Below are 19627 nucleotides of genomic sequence, written 5' to 3'. Positions count from 1 at the left end.
TTGGCCCGCTGAACAACGCGACCTAGCATCGCGCGGTGCAGCCGGGACAGGAATGTTCCTCACATACGATTTGGGAGCAATGAACGACTTCCTACTATGCAGGTCGGTCAGCACGCGTGTTGCGCCTTCACGCGACACCATCCTCTCCATTCACCCTGAGGCCCGGCGCCGCCGACAGTTGCGTGACCGCTCCTCCGCAAAGTTATCTTCTGCGTTCAGGGAGCCAGGGCGCCTGGGCTGGCTGATGAACACCGTCCGCTCGCGCATGTGGGGTCGAATTGATTTGTGCCCAAGTGGAGGCAGGCTCATCATTCAACAGTTGCCGCAGTTCCCCTGGCTCGAACGCCATCATTGGTGGGGAGGCAGGCTCGTCTTCCAACAGTTGCCGCAGTTCCCCTGGCTCGAACGCCATCATCGGTGGGGAAGCGGGTTCATCCTCCAACAGCTGCCGCAGTTCCCCTGGCTCGAACGCCATCATCGGTGGGGAAGCGGGTTCATCCTCCAACAGCTGCCGCAGTTCCCCTGGCTCGAACGCCATCATTGGTGGGGAGGCAGGCTCGTCCTCCAACAGTTGCCGCAGTTCCCCTGACTCGAACGCCATCATTGGTGGGGAGGCAGGCTCGTCTTCCAACAGTTGCCGCAGTTCCCCTGACTCGAACGCCATCATTGGTGGGGAGTCAGGCTCGTCTTCCAACAGTTGCCGCAGTTCCCCTGGCTCGAATGCCATCATCGGTGGGGAGGCGGGTTCATCCTCCAGCAGCTGCCGCGGCTCTTCCTCGTGCGGCAAGCGCCTCCTTAGCCGGTCTTGCAGCGCCTGCCGATCGGCAACGAGGTTGTCGAGGGGCAGCGGCTCGTGGTCTGGCCGCTGCCCTTTCACCAATCGTTCAACCAGCGCCCACGTGCCCTCCAGGACAAATACGCCGCAATCATAATGGTTCGTCTGTCTGGCCATGGGGGCTGGCGCCAAGGTAGCATTCAGCAGTCCTGCGAGCTGTTTTGCAGGCACGTCGTTATATCCCTCTCGCTGGAGGGAGTCGTAGTGATAGGCGAACCGCCTTTCGGGGTCGCGGCGATCAACGAGCAGCAGCGACCAATGGGTGCCGGGGCTAGTAGCCGTGCCATTATTCACTGGCAAGAACAGGAAGTCGGCTGTGGCGTTGTTTTGATTATAGATGGACTGCAATATGCCTCGAGCGTCTTGCGGCGACGTGTGTCGCAGTAGATGGGATACGGAAGGATCCACCAGCCGAGTCCGGGCAGCGAGCGCCGGATTGATCCCCTGCAGTTGCCGCTCCAGCAAATTGTAATCTCTCTGGACATGGGCGTCGCTCAGCCATTCGGCGGCGCCGAGCACCCGCCCCGTTGCAACGTTGGACGGGGCTGTCGGATCGAGCGCCCCGATCTGAGCCCCAGAGGAACTGGTCGTCAGTGTGGTCACATCAACCAGTGGAAGGCCGCGGTAGGTGCCTGGCAGCTTAGCGGTTGCTGGCGAGGCGGGTTGGGGAGCTCTTGCCGGTGCCGCTGGCCCAGCTTCAGCAGCGGCCCCAACGCGCCTGGTGACTGCGTCTGCCGGATGAGCAGCAAGGACAGTTTCGCGCCCGAGCACAATGCGCGGCAGGATATCCCGGAGGTGAGCCAATGCAGAACCGATACTTAGTCTATTACCATAGGAGACAGCCTTGAAGCTCTCAACATCTTTATCCAGCGATTTGTCGTGAATCCGAGCGGCAATCCCAGGCTTGTTATTTTGACGCAGATACTGGCTAAAATGTCTAAGAAAATTTGTATAGCCGCCCACGGTATCTGGATTCCGTCCGGTCGCAGGCGCTGCCAGGTACTCCTTGGTCGAAGCGGCTCTGTAATCTCTAATGAGCTCGGCATCGTCAGGATAGGGGATCACGAGAGGGCGACCCATAATCGGGGCTCCGCTTGTCGACTTCTTGAGGTAACGCAGTGCGCCAGCCACGGTGGAGGAACCACCCGTACTCTCGTACTCCTTGAGATCCTGATCCAGCGACGAATGGTAAAGCCGAGCAGCAAACCCTGGCTTGTTGTTTTGAAGGAGCCACCGACTAAAGCCGAAAAGAGAATTTACATTGAAAGTGACCGTGTTCGCGCTGGCCTTACCCGCGTGGAATGCTGCCCTCAGCCCTTCGATAGCGGTCGCATCGTTGGAATAGACAGGACGCTTGTCGGAACCGTTGGGGACTACAATTGGACGATCCGGCTGCACTGTCGAGGACATCGAACCACCACCTCCGGGATGCGGTGCTGGGGTGGATTCGTGTTCATCCCTCTGCCTGACGAGCTGCGCCTCAGATTCCGGTGTAGCCACCTTATGAGGATCCTGCATCGGTTCGATCCCCTCCATCTCCTGCTGCAACCAAGCCAAAGCTTGGCGAGCGGCGGCTTCATCAACCGCGGAGGATGTCTCCACACCTCTGGCGGACGCCGGCAGAGCCTGCTCCGCCCGCCGTCGAAAGAGCTCTGGCGAGGCGGATTTCTCCGCCCACAATCTGGGCTGCGTAGCGAGTCCCCGTCCAGATTTATGTGGCACCGCCTCGCTTGGCAGCGGGCTGCTCCTGTCCCGTGCAGCTACCAGCCCCTCCGGGGCGCCCTGGTCGCCGTGGCGCCAGTTCAAGTGAGGGACGGCCTCTCCAAAGTCGGGTGCTTGGTGTTGGTGCGCGGTTGGGGCGAGAGACAATGGTAGATCGGTGCCCTCCTTATAACCTACCGGCAGGAGCTCCTCTGGCCAATCGAATCCCTGCTGTGGTGCGGTATGCTGAGCAGCGTCGCCACGGGGACGAGCCTCCATGCTGACCGCGTTTTCCAGATGACTCCCGAGTATAACGCGCGGCGGGTGCTTGCGGATATAAACCAGTGCAGATTCGATCGGAGCTCCACGAGTAGAGGAGGCGGCCTTGTAGCTCTCAACATCTTTATCCAGCGATTCATCGTAAATCCGGCCCGCAATCCCGAGCTTGTCATTTTGACGTAGGTAATGACTGAAATGGTTAAGAGCAGTTGCGTAGCCGCTCGCGGATCTGAAATGTCTAGTGAGCGCGGCGTCGTCAGGATGGGGGTTCAGGACAGCGCGACCCACAATCGGGGCGGCTCCGCCTATCGGCTTCATCAGTTGACGCAGTGCGCCAGCCACTGTGGAGGAACCACCCCTACTCTCGTACTCCTCGAGATCCTGGCTCAGCGACGGATGGTAAAGCCGAGCAGCAAACCCTGGCTTTTTGTTTTGAAAGAGCCAACGACTAAAGCCGAAAAGAGAATTTGCGCTGCGAGTGACCGTGTCCGGCCTGGCTTTACCCGCAAGGAGTGCAGACTTCAGCCCTTCGATGGCGGTGGCATCGTTGGAATAAACAGGACGCTTGTCGGCACCGTCGGGGGCCACAATTGGACGATCCGGCTGCACTGTCGAGGGCATCGACCCATCGAGATGCGGCGCTGGGGTGTATTCGTGCTCATCCCCCTGCATCGCGAGCTGCGCCTCCCGTTCCGATGTACCCACCTGATGGGCAGGGAGTTGCATCATCGCGCGAGCGCCTGAGTCACCAACCTGACCTGGTTGCCGCTCAGTGACAGCATGCTGCAGATTGCTTTGGATCCTCTGCCTCTTCGTTGGTCTCAACTCACCTTTGCCATGCGAGCCATTGACGAGGACATCCTCGCCTGGTGCACTCATCAACTCATCCGCCGCCTGCAATTCGCCCAAGTGCTGCTCAAAACCGGCTTGGCCGGCTTGTCCGCTTGCTCGTGCGGTACGGCGTGCTGCACCTGCAGCCAAGCTGCTACGATGAATGTCCAGTTTGTACGGGTGCACGCTAGCCTCACTTCCACAGATCACATGAGCAACCTACTCAGGCAAGCTTTCGAAAGGCTGACGAGGTCCGCCGCCGCGGAAGGCGAAGGCTGGTTTTCTGCTCAGCGGTTGACGGCCTAGCGTGTTGCGGCCGCGCCGGGTATCACGCCAATCAATCTGAATAGTCGATGCGTCAAACGAACCAGGATAGGATTTTCGTAGCGGGGCTGCTCTACTCACTCTTGTCCTGAGGTAGAATTCAACCATATCGCCGAGCAACTGGATGCCGATTGGATACCCGATCCGGAAAGCTTCAGCTCATATGTGACGCGAGGATGAGAATCGTGGCAGCTCCAGACCGACGGGCTGCCACCCACAGCGGCGATGACCGACGAGGGTCTTCTATTGCCAAGGTAATCGTCCGTTCGGGGACCTATGTGTTCCTATGCTCGTCGAGCGGATCGGGTGGGCCGCACCGCCGTAGCGTTACGGCGAGCGGAAGCGGCGTTGGGTGCGGCTTTTCCCCTGAACGCTTCACACCAGGCTGATAGGGGATCTTGCAATCGCACACACGCGGTCTGCAGGCGTGCCTATCAAGCAGTTTGCTCAGACCAACGTCGCGGCGAGCCTATCCTCAATACGCAGCGCAAGTCCTAGACTCCACGATCGTCCTTCGGTGCAGATTTGCTCGCGCCTCGCCCTGATTACAGCCGATAAGGCGAGCTAACAATTGCAAGAGCCACAAGCTACTCCAGCTCGATCGGTTTGCTGTTCCAGTCGGGCGGGGTCTGACCGAGAATGTTGCGAACGAAGAAGTCTAGGAGTTTGCGCTCGGTGTAGGTGCCTAGAGTATGGTGATTGGCACCAGGAACGTAGACAATGTCAAAATCTTTTCCTGCCTTGATGAGTCGATCGGCAAGCTGGAACGAGCAAAACGGATCGACATTATCATCCATTTCGCCGACCGCGATCATCAGCTTGCCCTGCAGCCTGTGAGCATTGTCAACGGCGGAGGATTGCGAATATTCAATGCCGACCGGCCACCCCATCCACAGTTCATTCCACCAGGTCTTGTCTATCCTGTTGTCGAAGCAGCCGTTTTTGGCGACGGCGACCTTGTAGAAATCGGGGTGAAAGAGCAGCGCGCTGACTGCACTCTGGCCGCCGGCGGATGCGCCAAAAATGCCGACGTTGGATATGTCGTACCATGGATATTGCGCGGCCGCCGCCTTGTGCCACAGAATGCGATCGGGAAATCCTGCGTCCTTCAGATTCTTCCAAGCAACATCATGGAAGGCGCGGGAGCGGTTGTTGGTGCCCATGCCGTCGATCTGAGCAACGACGAAGCCCAGCTGCGTGAGCGGCTCTGTCCACCGCGAGAAGGATTTTGGGACGAAGGAGCCGTGGGGTCCAGCATAGATATTCTCCACAACCGGGTATTTCTTCGTCGGGTCGAAGTTGGCTGGCAGGTGGAGCACACCCCAGATGTCAGTTTTGCCGTCGCGCCCCTTGGAATGGAAACTGAGCGGCGGCTGCCAGCCTGCGGCGACGAGCTCGGAAATGTCGGCCGTCTCGATCTGCTGGAGCTTGGCATTGTCGCTGGCGCGGTAGAGTGCCATGCGCGGGGGCAGATCGATGCGTGACCAGAGATCGACATAATAGCGCCTGTCAGGCGAGAACTCGATATGGTGGTTGGCCGGTTCGGGCGTCAGTGCAGTCAGTCCCTTGCCGTCAAAGCCGATGCGGTAAGCATGGACCCAATAGGGGTCCTCCTGCGAGTTCATCCCGCTCGCCTCGAACCAGATCTGACGCTTCACCGGATCGACATGGTTGACCCTCCGGACGACCCACTCACCTCGGGTGATCTGGTTTTCGAGCGCGCCTGTCCGGCCGTTGAAAAGATACAAATGCTCATACCCGTCGCGCTCTGATGCCCAGATGATCTCCTTCCCGTCATCGACATCGTAACGGAAGATTTTTCCGGCATCCTCCTGGCCATGCCCCAGCGGCAAATAATCCACGAATGTCTCGCTGGTCTCATCGATCAGGGAGCGCCCGCGGCCCGAGGCGGCGTCTACCTCGACCAAGCGATAGAGCTGATGCCCGCGCTGGTTATATTCGAAAGTGAAGCCGCGGCTGTCCGCCCACCACCGGAGAGGGGAAAGTTCGAAGACGTTCGAGAAGAGGGCACCGTCAATCACGATCTGGCGCCGGCCGGCAATGTCGAACAGGACTGGTTGGGGCAGCGGAAGGACATCGCCCGGCCTGGGATAGAATATTGTTGAATATTCCCGCTCCAACTGGTCCGTCGATGAATTGAGGTAGCGGACCTCTCGCCTATAGCCGGGGCGAACAAGGTAAGCGGCGAGGTGGCGCGAGTCCGGCGACCAGCTCAGCGTCGAAAAGACGTAGCAATTGCCTTCGGCTCCGTCCCGGCTCAGAGGAACATCCTGCAATCCGTCCTCGCTGCGCAGGAAAACGTTGCAGTTCTTGATATAGGCGATCCATTTGCCGTCGGGCGACGCGTTGCTCTTGTCGGGGTTGTTCTCCGCTGGCGGCGTGTAGCGGTGGCTGAGCTCCCTACGGTCCCCTTTCCTTGCATCGAATGTGGTGCTGGTACAGTCATAGCTTGCAAGGTCGCAGCTCCACCGGGTGTCTTCAATCTGGAAGTCGAGCCTGCGACCATCCTCACTCAGTTCGAAACGGTCGAACGGAAGATTGCCGGCTTGATAGCTCTCATGGCTCACCTTGTTTAGCGCTGCCGCCAGACGCGCCTGATCGAAAGCGGGCCGCTTGAAACCCGTGGCAGCATCGACCTGCATGAACTGCTGCTCGCCGTGGCTAGTCCGGCGGTAGACGAAGGCTTCACCCCCGGTCAGCCAGAAAGGCATTTTGGGGACATTGACAGTGAGCCCGCCATATCGATCGTTGATCGTAAGTGCGCGCTTGAAATCGGCCGGCGCTAGCGTCGGGTGTAAACTTTTCGAACCCTTGGCCAGCGTCTGAGTTGCCGATCGCCATGCCGCGCGCGTCAAAGCGCCGATCCTGGACATACCTGTTCACTTCTTTCGGTTTTCGGAATGCTAATTTTGAAGTTGGGTTCTCGTCGCCGGTCTGCAGCAGCGCCGAGCGTCGCCTTGGAGGAGAGCCAGCACGCGGGTGCAGCCAGGCACGCGCAACAGGGGCGCTCCTTGGACATCCAGGCACTGGTTCGGGTGCCGATTGAAGAGTTGGCGTCCGTCGCCGAAACAACCAGGAAAGAGCGTCCATGCAGCCCTGACGCGACTATTTCCCCGCGAGTATGGCCGCTTGCTTTTCTGCATCATCTGAAAGGTCCTGCTCTAGTCGGGCCGGATGTCACCCCGGCAGATTGTGCTATTTCGACAATCTCCGAGCGATTGCCGCCGGCCCATGACGAGGTTTACCGATAGGGCGCAATATGCGTGCCAAAGGAAAAGCGGTTTAATACACGGCAATCCGCCTATGTCGCATCCCCAACATCGTCGCACACCGGACAATGCCGGACGATATTGTCCCGGGGCGTCAAATTGGTTTGATGGTGACCCAACAACTGGCGGATGACGATCTCGAAATGCGCGACAACGGCCTCGGTGGACACTGTCGCCGCGCCCAGCACGCTGGCCGCCTGCCCGGCGATGTCCGCGCCCAGGCGGATGGCCTTGGCCACGTCGACGCCATCGCGGATCCCGCCCGACGCGATCAGCTTCACCGTTGGCAGCGCCCGACGCACCGCCTGCACGCTGGTCAGGGTGGGAATCCCCCAATTGGCGAATGACATCGCCACTGCACGGTCGGCGGCATTGCGGGCGCGCTCGCCCTCCACTGCGGCCCAACTGGTGCCGCCGGCGCCGGCGACATCGATTACCGCCACGCCCGCCTCGACGAGCGCACAGGCCACCGAGGCGGACAGGCCGCCCCCACTTCCTTGGCCACGATCGGCACGCCCACGATGCGCGCGGCGCCAGCGATCAGCGCCAGGACGCCGCGCCAGTCGCGGTCGCCCTCCCGGCTGTACCGCTTCCTGCAGCGGATTGAGATGGACGATGAGCCCATCGGCCTCCAGCGCGTCCACCGCGCGACGCGCCAGGTCCAGGCCGTCGGCCTCCCGCAGTTGCGCGGCGCCGATATTGGCCAGCAAGGGAATGTCTGGCGCCAGGCGGCGCAGCGCGCGCGTTAGCCCCTGGGAGTTACGGGATTGCAGGCTCACACGCTGCGAACCGCACATGGCGATCCGCAAGGCTTGCGCTGCCTCGCTCAAATGCCGGTTGATGGCCTCGGCCCGTGGCATGCCGCCGGCCATAGAGCTGATCAGCAGCGGCGCGCGCATAGCCTTGCCCAGCAGCGAGGCGCGCAGGTCGATCTGCGTCAGGTCCAACTCGGGCAGTGCGCAGTGTTCGAAATGGATGTACTCCCAGCCAGCGGCCACCGTGGCCGGCGCCGTTCGCCGATCCAGCACCAGCGAAGCGCGCAGCTGAGCGCAGCCCTCGAATCCGGAGAGAACGCACGGTACGCCGTGCCCCAGCGCCTGCTCCACGGCGGCGAGCTGCTCCGGCGCGATCAGGCCAACGTCGTTGCAATCGTCTAGCCAGAACAGCAGCGCCAGTTCGCGATAGAACGCCACGATCAGCGTTTCGTTCTGCGGATCACGGCCGGTGCGGGCGCTGGTGTCGCGCAGGCTCGGGTGAATGCGTTGCAGGATTGGGGGACGCGTGACGCAGTCAAAGCTCCCCTTGCCAAGCACGGAGCAGGCGAGTGAGAGAGCAGATGAATAGGCGTGTCGCCAATATTTTCGCATTGCTATAATCGATTATAGTTGTGAGGAGCAATTTGAGACCATTTACTTGCGGCTCAAGTCACCCATAAAAGAAGGCAAGCACCGATTCGGTAGCTTATCCCCTGTCTTTCGCGTACTCGCGGCCGTGGCGCCGGGTGAACGATTGAAGACCGCCGGTCTCACTCGCAGGTGGGCGCCAGGGCGTGGGACGGTTGGCAAGCCACAGGAGTAGGACAATGTCGAAGGATTCGGGTAAGGGCGATAATCACGGCGGCGGGCCGGGCAAGATCGAGATCACGATGGTGGTGAACGGCCAGCCCACGCAGGTCGAAGCCAATCCCAACCAGCCGCTTCACGTCATTCGTACCAAAGCCCTTGAGAACACGCAGAATGTCGCCCAACCAGCCGAGAATTGGGAATTGAAGGATGAGGCCGGCAACTTGCTCGACGTCGACAAGAAGCTTGGCGATTTCGGTTTCCCGAATACTGTGACCCTGTTCCTCAGCCTGAAGGCGGGCGTCGCAGGTGCCTAAACCCCAAAGTGTGGATCCGGAGGTCTCCCGAGCGAAGTTTGATCGGGAGATCGGCCGGTTCCGGCCATATGCTGATGTCTATCGGGCTCAGGGCTGCTTCTTGATCGAGGCGACCTTTCCGCGCGCTTTCTTCATTTTCGCAAGCCTCAAGTTAAAACCACGGGTGATCAGCGCAGCGAGCGAGGTCGACTTCACCGACTACGACTTAAGACCACCGTCCGTGGTCTTCGTCGATCCGTTTACGCGTCATCCGATTGCCCGGAAAGATCTATACCTGAAAATGCTTAGACGTCCGCCGCTGCCCGGAACGCCGCCGGAGATGATAGGAGCTCTCATCCAGCAGAACGCCGTGCCGCTGACGGACTTCATCCAGGCCAACAGTCCCGAGGACGAACCATTCCTGTGCATGGCGGGCGTCCGGGAATACCACGACAATCCAGCCCATTCAGGTGATCCATGGCTACTTCATCGGGGTTCTGGCGAAGGCTGTTTGGCCTTCATCCTGGACAAGATCATCAAGTACGGAATCATTCCTATAGAGCAGTTGCAGATTCAACTCCCACCGGCAATCGTAGGAATGGTGGTATCCCCTCAGGCGATACAAGAATGACTGGTTTGAGAGATGTAACGATCGTGACTCTCCCGCGCGGCTGCATCTCGACCACGCATGGGCATCTGCGCTCAGTTGGTCGCGAAGGCAATGAGGGGATGGCGCTCTGGGTCGGCGTTCAGCAAGACCGGCACTTTGCCGTAACAGAGACGGTTATCCCGGCGCAGCGTCACATTCGGACAAACGATGGCGTTTGCGTGATCGTTGCGGCCGAAGAACTGCACCGGCTCAATGTCTGGCTCTACAAAAGCGGCCTGAAACTCTTGGCCCAGATTCACAGCCATCCGGGCCGCGCCTACCATTCGACGACGGACGACGCTTATGCGGTTGCTACCACGGTTGGGTGTCTGTCGCTGGTAGTGCCGAATTTCGCCCGCGAGCCTTTCGATTTTGCTCGGGTCGCCGCCTATCGGCTTGACGAAAAGGCCAAATGGAATGCGCTCCCTCCCGCGGCACTGTCGCGAATGATCATGATATCGAGTTGAACAATGGCATTCGCTAACTTCATCGATCGTGCCGCCACGGCGGCATCTCAGGTCCTGGCCGATTTTCATCTGGGAGACTTCAAAGCAGCTCTTGAAAAGCAGGTCGTGGCAGTCGCCTTCGACCATCAGGCCGCTTCCTGCGCCGAAGGCCAGGCGACACTAGATCTTGCGGTGAGATTGCTCGCTAGGCTCTACCCGGTTCTGGCGATACTCCCGCTGGACAGCGCGGCGAGCTCTCAAGCCCAAGCGCTGGAGCGCTTGGCAAAGTCGATCAATCCAAAAGTCGGCATCCGGCGTTCCGGCAAGTCTGCCACCGTCTGCGTCGTTGCAGGGGTAACGCGCCCATCACTCCGGTGCCCGATCTTTTTCGTGGGATCGGACGGTTGGGCGGCAAAGCTGTCGCGTACGGACCCGGTGGGCTCTGGCCCAAGTCTGCTGCCTTTTGGAGCTGGCGCCGCCAGTTGCTTCGGCGCCGCCAACGTCTTTCGAACTATCTTCGCCGCCCAGTTGACCGGCGCCGAGTTGGACGAAACCATCGACCTCTCGCTATGCAGCTACGACAAGACCAAAGCCGGGGAGGCTGGCCCGATCGACTTCCCAGTCGACCTTGGCGAAACCCACCTCGTTGGGCTCGGTGCGATAGGCCATGGCTCGCTTTGGGCGCTAGCGAGACAACCCGATCTCAAGGGTCGTCTGCATGTAATCGATCACGAAGCGATCGAACTCTCAAACCTGCAGCGCTACGCATTGGCCGGCCAGGCGGAGATTGGTATGTCCAAGGCGGTTCTTGCAGCCACCGCCCTTAGATCGACTGGCCTTGAGGTCGAGGCGCACCCTCTGACGTGGGCAGAATATGTTGCGCGCCGGGGCAATTGGGTCTTAGACCAAGTGGGTGTGGCGCTTGACACCGCCGCCGACCGTCTGGCTGTCCAAGGTGCACTGCCGCGATGGATCGCAAACGCTTGGATGCAGGAGCACGATCTCGGTATCTCCCGGCATGGTTTCGATGACGGCCAGGCTTGCCTTTGTTGCATGTACCTGCCATCCGGAAAATCCAAGGACGAGCACCAGCTGATTGCCGAGGAACTCGGAATACCGGAAGCACACGAGCAGGTGAAAACGCTCCTGCAGACAAATGCCGGAGTTCCCAACGACTTTGTAGTTCGCGTGGCTACAGCGATGGCTGTGCCGTTTGAACCGCTAGCCCCGTTTGTCGGCCAGCCCCTGCGCTCCTTTTATCAGCAGGCTATCTGCGGCGGTCTGGTGTTCCAGCTTAGCGAAGGAAGTCGCCGCGTTCGAACTGTGGTTCCGATGGCCTTTCAGTCGGTGCTTGCCGGGATTATGCTTGCCGCGGATTTGGTCAAGCATAGTGCGGGGTTTCCCATGAGCCCGACGACGAGCACTCGGGTGAATCTTCTGCGCCCCCTTGGCTCTCACTTGCACGATCCGAAGGCCAAGGACTCCAGCGGCCGCTGCATCTGTAGCGACGACGATTTCATTGCCGCTTACAGGCGCAAATACGGAGCGCGTTGATCAGGTAAGCGATGTCTCGGCCGCCTAAGCAGACGCGCACCTCTCCGTAGACGCAGGGGGCGCGGCTTGTGGGCGTGACCATGGGCGCCATTATGACACGCTTGGCCCGCTCCTTTGCCGGCCTATCGTCCTCCGCGCATGATCCCGTGCCGACGTGATGATCCAGCACCAGCCGCCATGGCACCAGAGGCTGGTCAAACCTCCGTTGTTGGCCGGTTTGGACAGTGCTGCATCAGGTCTCGACCGACGTCTCGACAGTCAGGGCTGCTTCGACGGGTGTGAAGATGTCAACATCGACCCCAGGCGCCCGAATCGTCACAATCAGGGCGTACCGAGCCAGAGCGTCGACGCGTTCCAGGTAAGGCTTCTCCTTCCACCAGCCCCCGACCGGGAACACGCCGATCGCGTCACGCTCGGCGAGATCGGCGGCGCTGCCCGACCAGAAATCGGCGTGCAACGAGCCGCGATCGCGGAAGGTGCCGAGCAGCCACTCTTCTCCGCCTCCAGCAGGCGCCCCTTCCTCCTCGTCCCGAGCGGCCTGATTGATGCGGGCTCGGAATTCGTCGACTGTCTCGGTCGCTGACTTTACTCTGAACCGAAGACCATGGGACGCGTAACGATGCCGGCGGGTCCATCCGCGTTCACCGGGGTTGGGTTCGATGAAATAGGACAGCGTGACGCGGAGCTCGACCTGGGCAGCGCCGAGCGCCGCGAGCTGCTCCTTCGGCCAAGGCAGGCGATGCAGCTTCATGTCACGCGTTTTGGCAGCCGCGCCGCCCTCGCGCTGGAAAGGCTGAAGCTCATCTTCAACGATAAGCGTGAGGTCGTTCACCGTTGACAGAAGCGCGCGCCCAAGATCTGGCACGCCGTAACCATAGCGCCGCACGAGCGCCTGGATCTCGCCCTTCGCTCCGTTGCACGCATCGATGCGTGCGCGCATCGCCGGAGTCCATTCGGCCGAGTGGACGATCAGGGCGCGAACCGATTCAGGCCACAGCTCGGGGCGCGCTGATAGAATTAGTCCCGCCATCCGTGCGGCATGGGCCGTTGCCGCGCTCGTATCTCCGAGGGTGGTGAAGTGGCGCAGTTCGGGTCGACAGAAAGTGGTCAATATCTGCAGATCGTCGATCGGCTCGCCGGGCAACACACCGTCATGGGCGAGATTGCCGCCTTCGAAGACGACCTCGGGCTTCACCGGCCACTGCCTGTCCCAAACGACCGAAGTGCGACTGCGCGGCGAGAGCTCGCCGACCGGCGCGATCGGAGCGTAGCCCGAAAAGTCGGTGTCAATGATATCGACCTTTTCTGTGAAAGCGCCGACCGTCAGCGCATTCCAGGCCTGAGAAGGATCATCGACTGCTTCCAGATCGTTGCGCGTCAAATGCTCGGCCGGCATGAGGTCATCGCCGATGTTGCCGGCAGAGAGAACGATCAAGCGTCGCTGTTCCTCTTCGAAACAGAGTTGGTCGATAGCGGCAGACCACGATGTGGGCCTTCCACGCGCCGGACTGGCGCTTGTCACAGCCATTGCGATCGCGCGGCGGCGCTCCGGCGCCTGCACCTCGGCGCGGGCGATCGCTTCCGCGGTGATCGCGCCATAGAGTTCTGGATCGTTTGCCTCGTCTTCTGGCGGAAGGATACGAACACTCTCCAGCCGAAAGGGCAATGGAACTGGATCGCCTCCGACCAGGAGCGGGACCAGATCACCGTACAGGCCGACACCTGCCATTCGCGTCCCGTGGCCGCTCCACGCAGGTGTGTCGTCGCTGCCCCATGCCGGTTTGACGGTGTGCCAGTCTTAAACGGCAAGTGCGGGTTCGATCAACGGGTGGGTGCGACGCACGCCGCTGTCGAGAATGCAGACCGCAATATCGGATTGAGGCGGTCTGACGCGCCCGAGAAGCTCGTCGCTCCAGTCCCTTTGCTCCGCGCCGCCAAGGCCCAGGAAGAAGGACGGCGTATCCTTCGCGCGCCGCAGCTCGGCGACGACATCGCTGTGCGCAATCATGCGGTCGAGCATTGCCGTGCTGGCGAGGGCCAGCATGACCACCCGCTCCGGAAACCTAACCGCATGCGTGCGCAAAGTGATGTTCAGGGCTTCGGCAATGTGCTCGAAGTTCTCGCGGCGACCGTCGCGCAGCCAGACTTCCCACCACACCTGCTCGTCAGCGGCCTGGGGGAAGAGGTCGTCGTGGTCGGTAAACAACGATCGTGCAGTCGCCAGCCTGACTGTCTCCATGCGGGAGACGAGCGGCTCGTTGCGCGGTCTGCCGCGGTCAGTATCAACGTCTCGATACGCCTCGACTTTCCGCAAATAATAGGCTTGCGCGCTTTGCGGCAGGAACACCGACGCTGTGATGGGAGCACCGGGTTGAGTTGGCTCATGGACGGCGACCAGCTCCATGTGCTGGCGACGATCGGCCAACTGGTCGAGGGCCGCCCGTCCGGACATGGGCAGATCGATCGCGAGGTAAAAGCCAGGCGTGCCGACCGACAGCTGGGGGTCACGCGCCGCAATCTGCTGGCGTGCACTTTCGACCGCTTGTTCGATGGATTGCGTCAAGGCCGCAGCATGCGACGCCCGATCACGCGCCGGCAGCGGCGGTGCATGTATAAGTTGGTTGGGCCGCCGATAGGCTTCCCGAATGCCGTTGTTGCGAAGGTGGATATGGGCGCGGTCGCGCGGAAAATCGTCTGCCATTATGATCTGTGCTGTCGCTACTCAAACAGCGACGCCTGCCGGCGTTCCTTCAGAGCGTCGATGAGCGCTTCCGAGGTGATCCGCTTCCCCCCCGCAATATGATGGTTTTTGCAGCGTCGTCGGCCGCGCGCGTGATCTCGGCCTGCGACAGTCTCTCTGCCTGAGAGATCGCCTCGTTCCAGGCAAGCCCTCTGGTGTCGAAGCGGTCGAGTCGAGCCCGAAGCAGCGCCTCTATAATCGGCCGATCGGGCACGGCGTATTCGATGACATCGTCGAAACGGCGGAACAAAGCTCTGTCGAGCAGCTCGGGATGATTTGTTGCCGCAATAATCAGGCTGTGGCTGTCGTCTTGCTCGAGAAACTGCAGAAACGAATTCAGCACGCGCCGAATCTCGCCAACATCCTGGCGTTCGCCTCGACGCGCGCCGATGGCATCGAATTCGTCAAAGAAGTAGACGCCCCGCGTCGCCTGCATTGCATCAAAAACAAGCCGCAGCTTTCCGGCAGTCTCTCCCATGAACTTGGTGATCAAACCATCGAGGACGATCGTGAAAAGGGGCAGATGAAGCTCCCCGGCCAATGCCGATGCGGTCATCGTCTTGCCTGATCCTGGCGGGCCGACCAGAAGCAGTTTGCGACGGGGAACAAGCCCGTGCTCGCGCAAGCTTGCTTGTTGGCGCTGCTCTCCCAGCACGCGGTGCAGGCGCGAGCGCAGACTGTCCGGCAAAATCATGTCGGTCAGTCGCAGGTCCGGATAGCGCACATGCAGGAGCCCTGCGAGCTCGCCCTTTGGCTGAAAAAGGGGAACCGGCCGACTGCTCTTGACAATCCGGGCGTCCCTGCTCTTGGCTGCGTCGACCAGATCCTTGAGCTCCTGAGCAAGCTTACCATGGCCTTGACGTGCCTCATGCGCAGCAAGCTGCATCGCGATAGAGAGGAAACGATCCTCGTCGCCGGCAATGTGGCTTTTAAGCAGCGTCACGATATGGCGGGCCGTGGTCATGGCTCTCTTCTGGGGTATCCGTTTACTTGGCGAAGCGCATGCAACCTAAACGCTTTCAACGGCGATTTGTATCGCGCAATGGTGTTTTTTCTCTTGTCGATGTTCGCCCGTGGCAACTTCAGCGGTGAACTGTTGCGCCGCGGTCATAGGCCAGCCGGAATAACGCCGGCCAGCAGACAACAGTCCGCATCTTCGAGCGCTCGAAGTCTGGCCACTCACGCAGCGTGTCGGGTCCGAACGCTCCAAAGCCGCCCCGCCTGGCAGGTCCATGCGACCGATTGCGGGCGTGCGGCCATAAGGTCTACGCGGGCTCGCATGGCTGCCCGCGCCGCTGGCTAAAAAGCTGTACACCATCTCACGAAACACCAGGTCCGCTCCTTTGCCGGCCGACGGTCCATGAAATCCCCTCCCCACTTACGACACCGGAGACCTCCTTGCCCACATGGCGCTCAAGCACCGGCCGCCATGGCACCAGCGTGAACTCGCGCGACTTTTCAACGACGGCATATTTTCCGCTGGCAAGCTCGACGGAGCGGCGGAGCGTACCCTCTACTCGTCCTCCGGATCGCGCTTCGGCATAGGGCAGGCCAAGTTCCTCCGACAGTTGGCCAGCAACACGGTTCAGTTCTCGCTGGCGCAGGATCGAAAGCATGTTGGCTCGATAGACGATCCCATCCTGTTCTTTATGCGCGAGGCCTTGCGCGATCAGCCACTGCCGCCGGCGAGCTTGCGCCTCTCTCACGTCGCGGCCGAAGCCGGATCCGTGCAAAGGCTCGGGTCTATCGGCAACCAGCTCCCGGTCGAGCCAGGTGGCGCCGTTGAAGCTGACCTGTCGCTCCAGCGCCATTGAGGAGAGCTTGTCGGCAACGACAGGCTCGGCCCTGGCCCGCTGGCCCTCATAATTCGCGACGCGATCGAGATGGTCCGGCGCGATGAGCCAGGTGCCGTTCGGCTCTCGCTCGACGCCGCCGGTCGCGCGGCGGATCGCCTCCAGCCGCCGCACATGCGTTCGCGCAAAGCTCTCGGTGGCGGATGGGTCATGCTTCAGGTGCATATCGACGTCGTAACGGCCGCCATGCGCGGCGGCGATTTCGGCGATGGTACGATCGACCTGCCTCGGCTCGGTGTTCCTTGGCGCGACACGCACGATGCAGCCATTAGGCATCGTTTCCATCGCCTCGCCTCTACCGATGTTGATCCAATGGCTCTTACCGTCGACGGCGTCGACGATCATGTAATGGCGGTCATTGATCTCGTCGGCCAGTCCACGCGCGACAACGCGACCGACGAGAGACTGGACGGGCTCGCCGGATCGATCGTGGATCACCCAGTCGGCGGCCCTGCGGGCAAGCCCCTTGCCGGTCAGTTCGCGGTGCATGGTCTTGATGATGTCGCCGCGTTCGCCGGTGCGGCGCAGCGTGGCTTCGAGCTCATCGTCGAGGCGCCAGGAGCCAGCGCCGACCTCCGCGGCCAGACCCATCCGCTCGAGCTTGCGCAGCCGTCCCTGGTGCAGCGTCTGGCGAATGGCGTCGGGACCGCCCGGCGAGACCAGGCCGTCATCATCACGCATGCTGAGCAGCCGACGGTCGATGCTGGTGAAGCGTTCCTGCTCCATTTCCCGGCGCAGGCGAAGCTCAATCTCGCGGTCGGTTCGCGGACCGAGATCGAGGCTGACCAGCTCGGCCGCCCGCTCGCGGATGCCAGATGAGATATATTCGCGCGCGATGACCAGGTTCTCGCCACGGTCGTCCCTGCCACGGACGATGATGTGGCTGTGCGGGTGGCCGGTGTTGAAATGATCGACCGCGACCCAGTCGAGCTTCGTGCCGAGGTCTTCCTGCATCTGCGCCATGAGCCGCCGCGTCAGCGCCTTGAGGTCGTCGTACTCGATGCCGTCTTCGGCAGCGACGATGAAGCGGAACTGATGGCGGTCGCCGTCCGCGCGATCGATGAACGCCTTGCCGTCGACGCGGCCGCTGTCGGCGCCGTAGAGCTCGCCAGGTTCACCTTCGCGGGTGACCCCGTCGCGCTGAAGATAGCGTAGATGGGCACGCGCCCCGTCCGCGCCCTTGCCGGCGAGCTTGACGACCCGCGCCTTGACGATCACCCGGCGCTGGCGGAAGGCGGCATACCGGTCGCGCGATTTCAGCAGTGCGGCGGCCGCCCCGCCGCGCCCTGTCCGGCTTCCTGTGAAGCGACCACCGCGTTGCGGCCGGCCGCCAGCCCGGTTGATCGCCGCACGAACCTGGCCGGCATAGCGTTTGCCGGCCTTCGAGCCGCGCGACCCGATTTTGCCGAGCTTCGGCCTGAACTCGTCATCCTTAATGCGAGCCTCCCAGACATATCAAGCAAAATCAGACACTTACACGTCAAACCCTCTTGGCACCGGCGGCAGCCTCCCGGAAAAACGATGTGCAGACAAAGATTTAACCGCCTCCTGGAGGCGGTACCTTTATCTTGCCTTCCGCGCCCAGCCCCGCCAGACGCGCCCCCGTCCGCCATGGCTAACGCACCGGCTCCTTCGGCTGCGCGCCGTCCTTGCCGAGCGGCACGAAGAGATCGCCGTTTCGCACGCCTGAGTGAACACCGTCATGAATGAAGAACAGCGACCGTCCGAGAGGAGCGATTTGCGCCTTTGGAGCGACAGATTGGCTTTCGAACGCCTCGATGTCGGCCGCCGAAACTCCGGCCGCCTTGAGTTGGTCGAGGTACTCGACGGTCTCTTCTGGCAGCGGTTTGCCACGCTTCAAATGCTCGTCGTAGCGCTCGGGACCGGCATTGTAGGCGCCAAACAGGCCAGGAAATCCGAAGCGGTCATACATGGCACTGAGATAGGCCGTGCCGGCCAGGATATTGTCGCGCGGATCGTGGGGGTTAGGCCCAAGGCCGTGTTCGACCCGCATCTCTTCATAGGTGCCGGGCATCACCTGCATGAGGCCCATGGCGCCAGCGGGGGAGGTGATGGGGCGGCCGCCGCGCATTGTCTTGCCGCCGCTTTCGGCAGCCATGACGGCATAGATCCAGGCTTGGGGAATATGGAAGCGCCGGCTTGCTTCCGATACCAACGTCTGCCACTTTCGCAGCTGCGGACTTTGGGAGATGGCGACCGGCTCAGCGCCGGTCGAGGCGGAACAGGCGCATGGCGCAATGGCGATCATGCCCAACAAGAGGAGGGTCACTCGGTCCATAGTGGTACGAGCCTCCCGATGACATTTTGAGTGGGAACAGGCCCGAAATAGCGGCTGTCGAAGGAGCGGTTTTTGTCGCTGCCGAGCAGGAAAACCTCGTTATCCCCGAGCGCTCGGCAGCCGTTCCACCATGGCAAAGGTCGGCCTTCGGCGTCGATTTTGAGCCGGCGCGCGACGATGTCGCCGCCGATGATGATGGCGTCATTGAAGGCGCAGACATTATCGTCCGGCAGCGCTGCAAGACGTTTTGCCAGCGGCACATTGCGAGGCAGATAGCTGCGCTCGGCGGCGAGATACGCCGCGTATTCAGGCGGGCGCACGAGCACGAGATCGCCACGCGCCAGCGCTCCCGCAGCGATGCGGTAAAGGCCGATCGGCGCGCTGGCCGAGGCGTTCCAGACCAGCCAAGGGGCGGGCTTTCCCAGCGCCGTGAAGCCCAAAAGACCGAGACCGGCCGCGGCCAAGGCGACCGTCTTACGGGCTCGAACACGCCTCAGGCGGCTGCCGATCAGATGGATGGAAGGGCGCCGCCTCATGAACGGCCTCCCGTGCCGCCCTGGCCGGAACCGGCCTTGCCATCGCCGGCGATGGAGTGCTGCGGGTGTCCTTTCGACCAATGGTCGAGTTCGTCGATGTGATAGCGGACATAGCGGCCGTGCTTGCGGAATTTCGGGCCGCCGCCCTTGAGCCGCATCTTTTCGAGCGTGCGCTGGGAGAGCCCGATATAGAAGGCGGCTTGGGCTGTGCTGAGAAACGGGCTGCCCTTTTTCGCGCGGGCCGCGCGTTCGTTTTCGTCGTCCATGATGATCCTCGTTTCGCTTCGGACAAGCGAGGGCGAGGATGGGCGAGGGAGATCGTCTCGGGGACGGGCGAAGAGTCGGGGGAGAGTTTTCGCCGCCCTTTAGGGCGGACGGGGTTTGGGTGGAACTCCTGGGAATGAGCCCCGCGCCGGGGCTGCGGCGCGAGGC

The 19627-nt window shown here is 61.5% G+C and carries 10 protein-coding genes and 4 pseudogenes; 4 read left to right on the top strand and 10 right to left on the bottom strand.

The window, feature by feature from the left end; translation table 11 throughout:
* Nucleotides 1–202: 202 nt before the first annotated feature.
* The 4 genes and pseudogenes from EJ072_RS18020 to EJ072_RS36395 all read right to left on the bottom strand — a co-directional run.
* Entirely contained in the window at nt 203–3724 is a 3522-nt protein-coding gene (locus EJ072_RS18020) for a Ulp1 family isopeptidase (RefSeq protein WP_245454737.1), read from the bottom strand.
* An 833-nt stretch (nt 3725–4557) separates the two neighbouring features.
* Nucleotides 4558–6864 carry a S9 family peptidase gene (locus EJ072_RS18015; RefSeq protein WP_126080685.1) on the bottom strand — a complete coding sequence of 769 codons (2307 nt, stop codon included), beginning with the start codon at nt 6862–6864 and terminating at the stop codon, nt 4558–4560.
* Nucleotides 6865–7379: 515 nt separating this feature from the next.
* Nucleotides 7380–8303: pseudogene (gene fni / locus EJ072_RS18010) on the bottom strand (type 2 isopentenyl-diphosphate Delta-isomerase); the annotation flags it as partial.
* Nucleotides 8292–8531 (bottom strand): annotated as a pseudogene (locus EJ072_RS36395) (hypothetical protein); the annotation flags it as partial. The pseudogenes fni and EJ072_RS36395, both read right to left, overlap by 12 nt.
* A 311-nt stretch (nt 8532–8842) precedes the next feature.
* Between EJ072_RS36395 and EJ072_RS18005 the strand changes: the two are divergent.
* From EJ072_RS18005 to EJ072_RS17990, 4 genes are read left to right on the top strand one after another with little or no spacing between them, the layout of a single operon-like run.
* Nucleotides 8843–9139 carry a DUF2604 domain-containing protein gene (locus tag EJ072_RS18005; RefSeq protein ID WP_126057779.1) on the top strand — a complete coding sequence of 99 codons (297 nt, stop codon included), beginning with the start codon at nt 8843–8845 and terminating at the stop codon, nt 9137–9139.
* A complete protein-coding gene (locus tag EJ072_RS18000) occupies nt 9132–9749 on the top strand; it encodes a putative metal-binding protein (protein WP_126057778.1) in 618 nt (205 codons plus the stop codon). Before EJ072_RS18005 ends, EJ072_RS18000 begins: the two co-directional genes overlap by 8 nt.
* A complete protein-coding gene (locus EJ072_RS17995; protein WP_126057777.1) occupies nt 9746–10234 on the top strand; it encodes a Mov34/MPN/PAD-1 family protein in 489 nt (162 codons plus the stop codon). Before EJ072_RS18000 ends, EJ072_RS17995 begins: the two co-directional genes overlap by 4 nt.
* A gap of 3 nt (nt 10235–10237) precedes the next feature.
* On the top strand, nt 10238–11767 hold the full coding sequence (locus EJ072_RS17990; protein ID WP_126057776.1) for an E2 ligase fold family C protein: 1530 nt from the start codon (nt 10238–10240) through the stop codon (nt 11765–11767).
* A gap of 232 nt (nt 11768–11999) precedes the next feature.
* On the opposite strand, the pseudogene EJ072_RS17985 reads toward EJ072_RS17990, so the two are convergent.
* The 6 genes and pseudogenes from EJ072_RS17985 to EJ072_RS17960 all read right to left on the bottom strand — a co-directional run bounded on the left by EJ072_RS17985 (nt 12000) and on the right by EJ072_RS17960 (nt 19461).
* Nucleotides 12000–14468: pseudogene (locus tag EJ072_RS17985) on the bottom strand (S8 family peptidase).
* Nucleotides 14469–14485: 17 nt separating this feature from the next.
* Nucleotides 14486–15471, bottom strand: a pseudogene (locus EJ072_RS17980) (ATP-binding protein).
* Between the two features lie 355 nt (nt 15472–15826).
* Complete coding sequence (rlxS, locus tag EJ072_RS17975) at nt 15827–17797, bottom strand: relaxase/mobilization nuclease RlxS (RefSeq protein ID WP_024505648.1); 1971 nt, start codon at nt 17795–17797, stop codon at nt 15827–15829.
* 178 nt (nt 17798–17975) lie between these two features.
* Nucleotides 17976–18659 carry a lytic transglycosylase domain-containing protein gene (locus EJ072_RS17970; RefSeq protein ID WP_024505647.1) on the bottom strand — a complete coding sequence of 228 codons (684 nt, stop codon included), beginning with the start codon at nt 18657–18659 and terminating at the stop codon, nt 17976–17978.
* Nucleotides 18647–19195 (bottom strand): S26 family signal peptidase, encoded by a 549-nt coding sequence (locus tag EJ072_RS17965; protein WP_024505646.1) that lies wholly within the window; start codon nt 19193–19195, stop codon nt 18647–18649. The genes EJ072_RS17970 and EJ072_RS17965 overlap by 13 nt, the downstream gene beginning before the upstream one ends.
* The gene (locus EJ072_RS17960; RefSeq protein ID WP_024505645.1) at nt 19192–19461 is read right to left on the bottom strand and encodes a helix-turn-helix domain-containing protein; all 270 of its coding nucleotides are present in this window, start codon (nt 19459–19461) and stop codon (nt 19192–19194) included. Before EJ072_RS17960 ends, EJ072_RS17965 begins: the two co-directional genes overlap by 4 nt.
* Nucleotides 19462–19627 lie beyond the last annotated feature (166 nt).

Source organism: Mesorhizobium sp. M2A.F.Ca.ET.046.03.2.1 (genome assembly GCF_003952425.1).
Classification (GTDB): Bacteria; Pseudomonadota; Alphaproteobacteria; order Rhizobiales; family Rhizobiaceae; genus Mesorhizobium.
The sequence above is the reverse complement of the archived record's forward strand: the minus strand, read 5'-3'. Positions and strand labels throughout refer to the sequence as shown.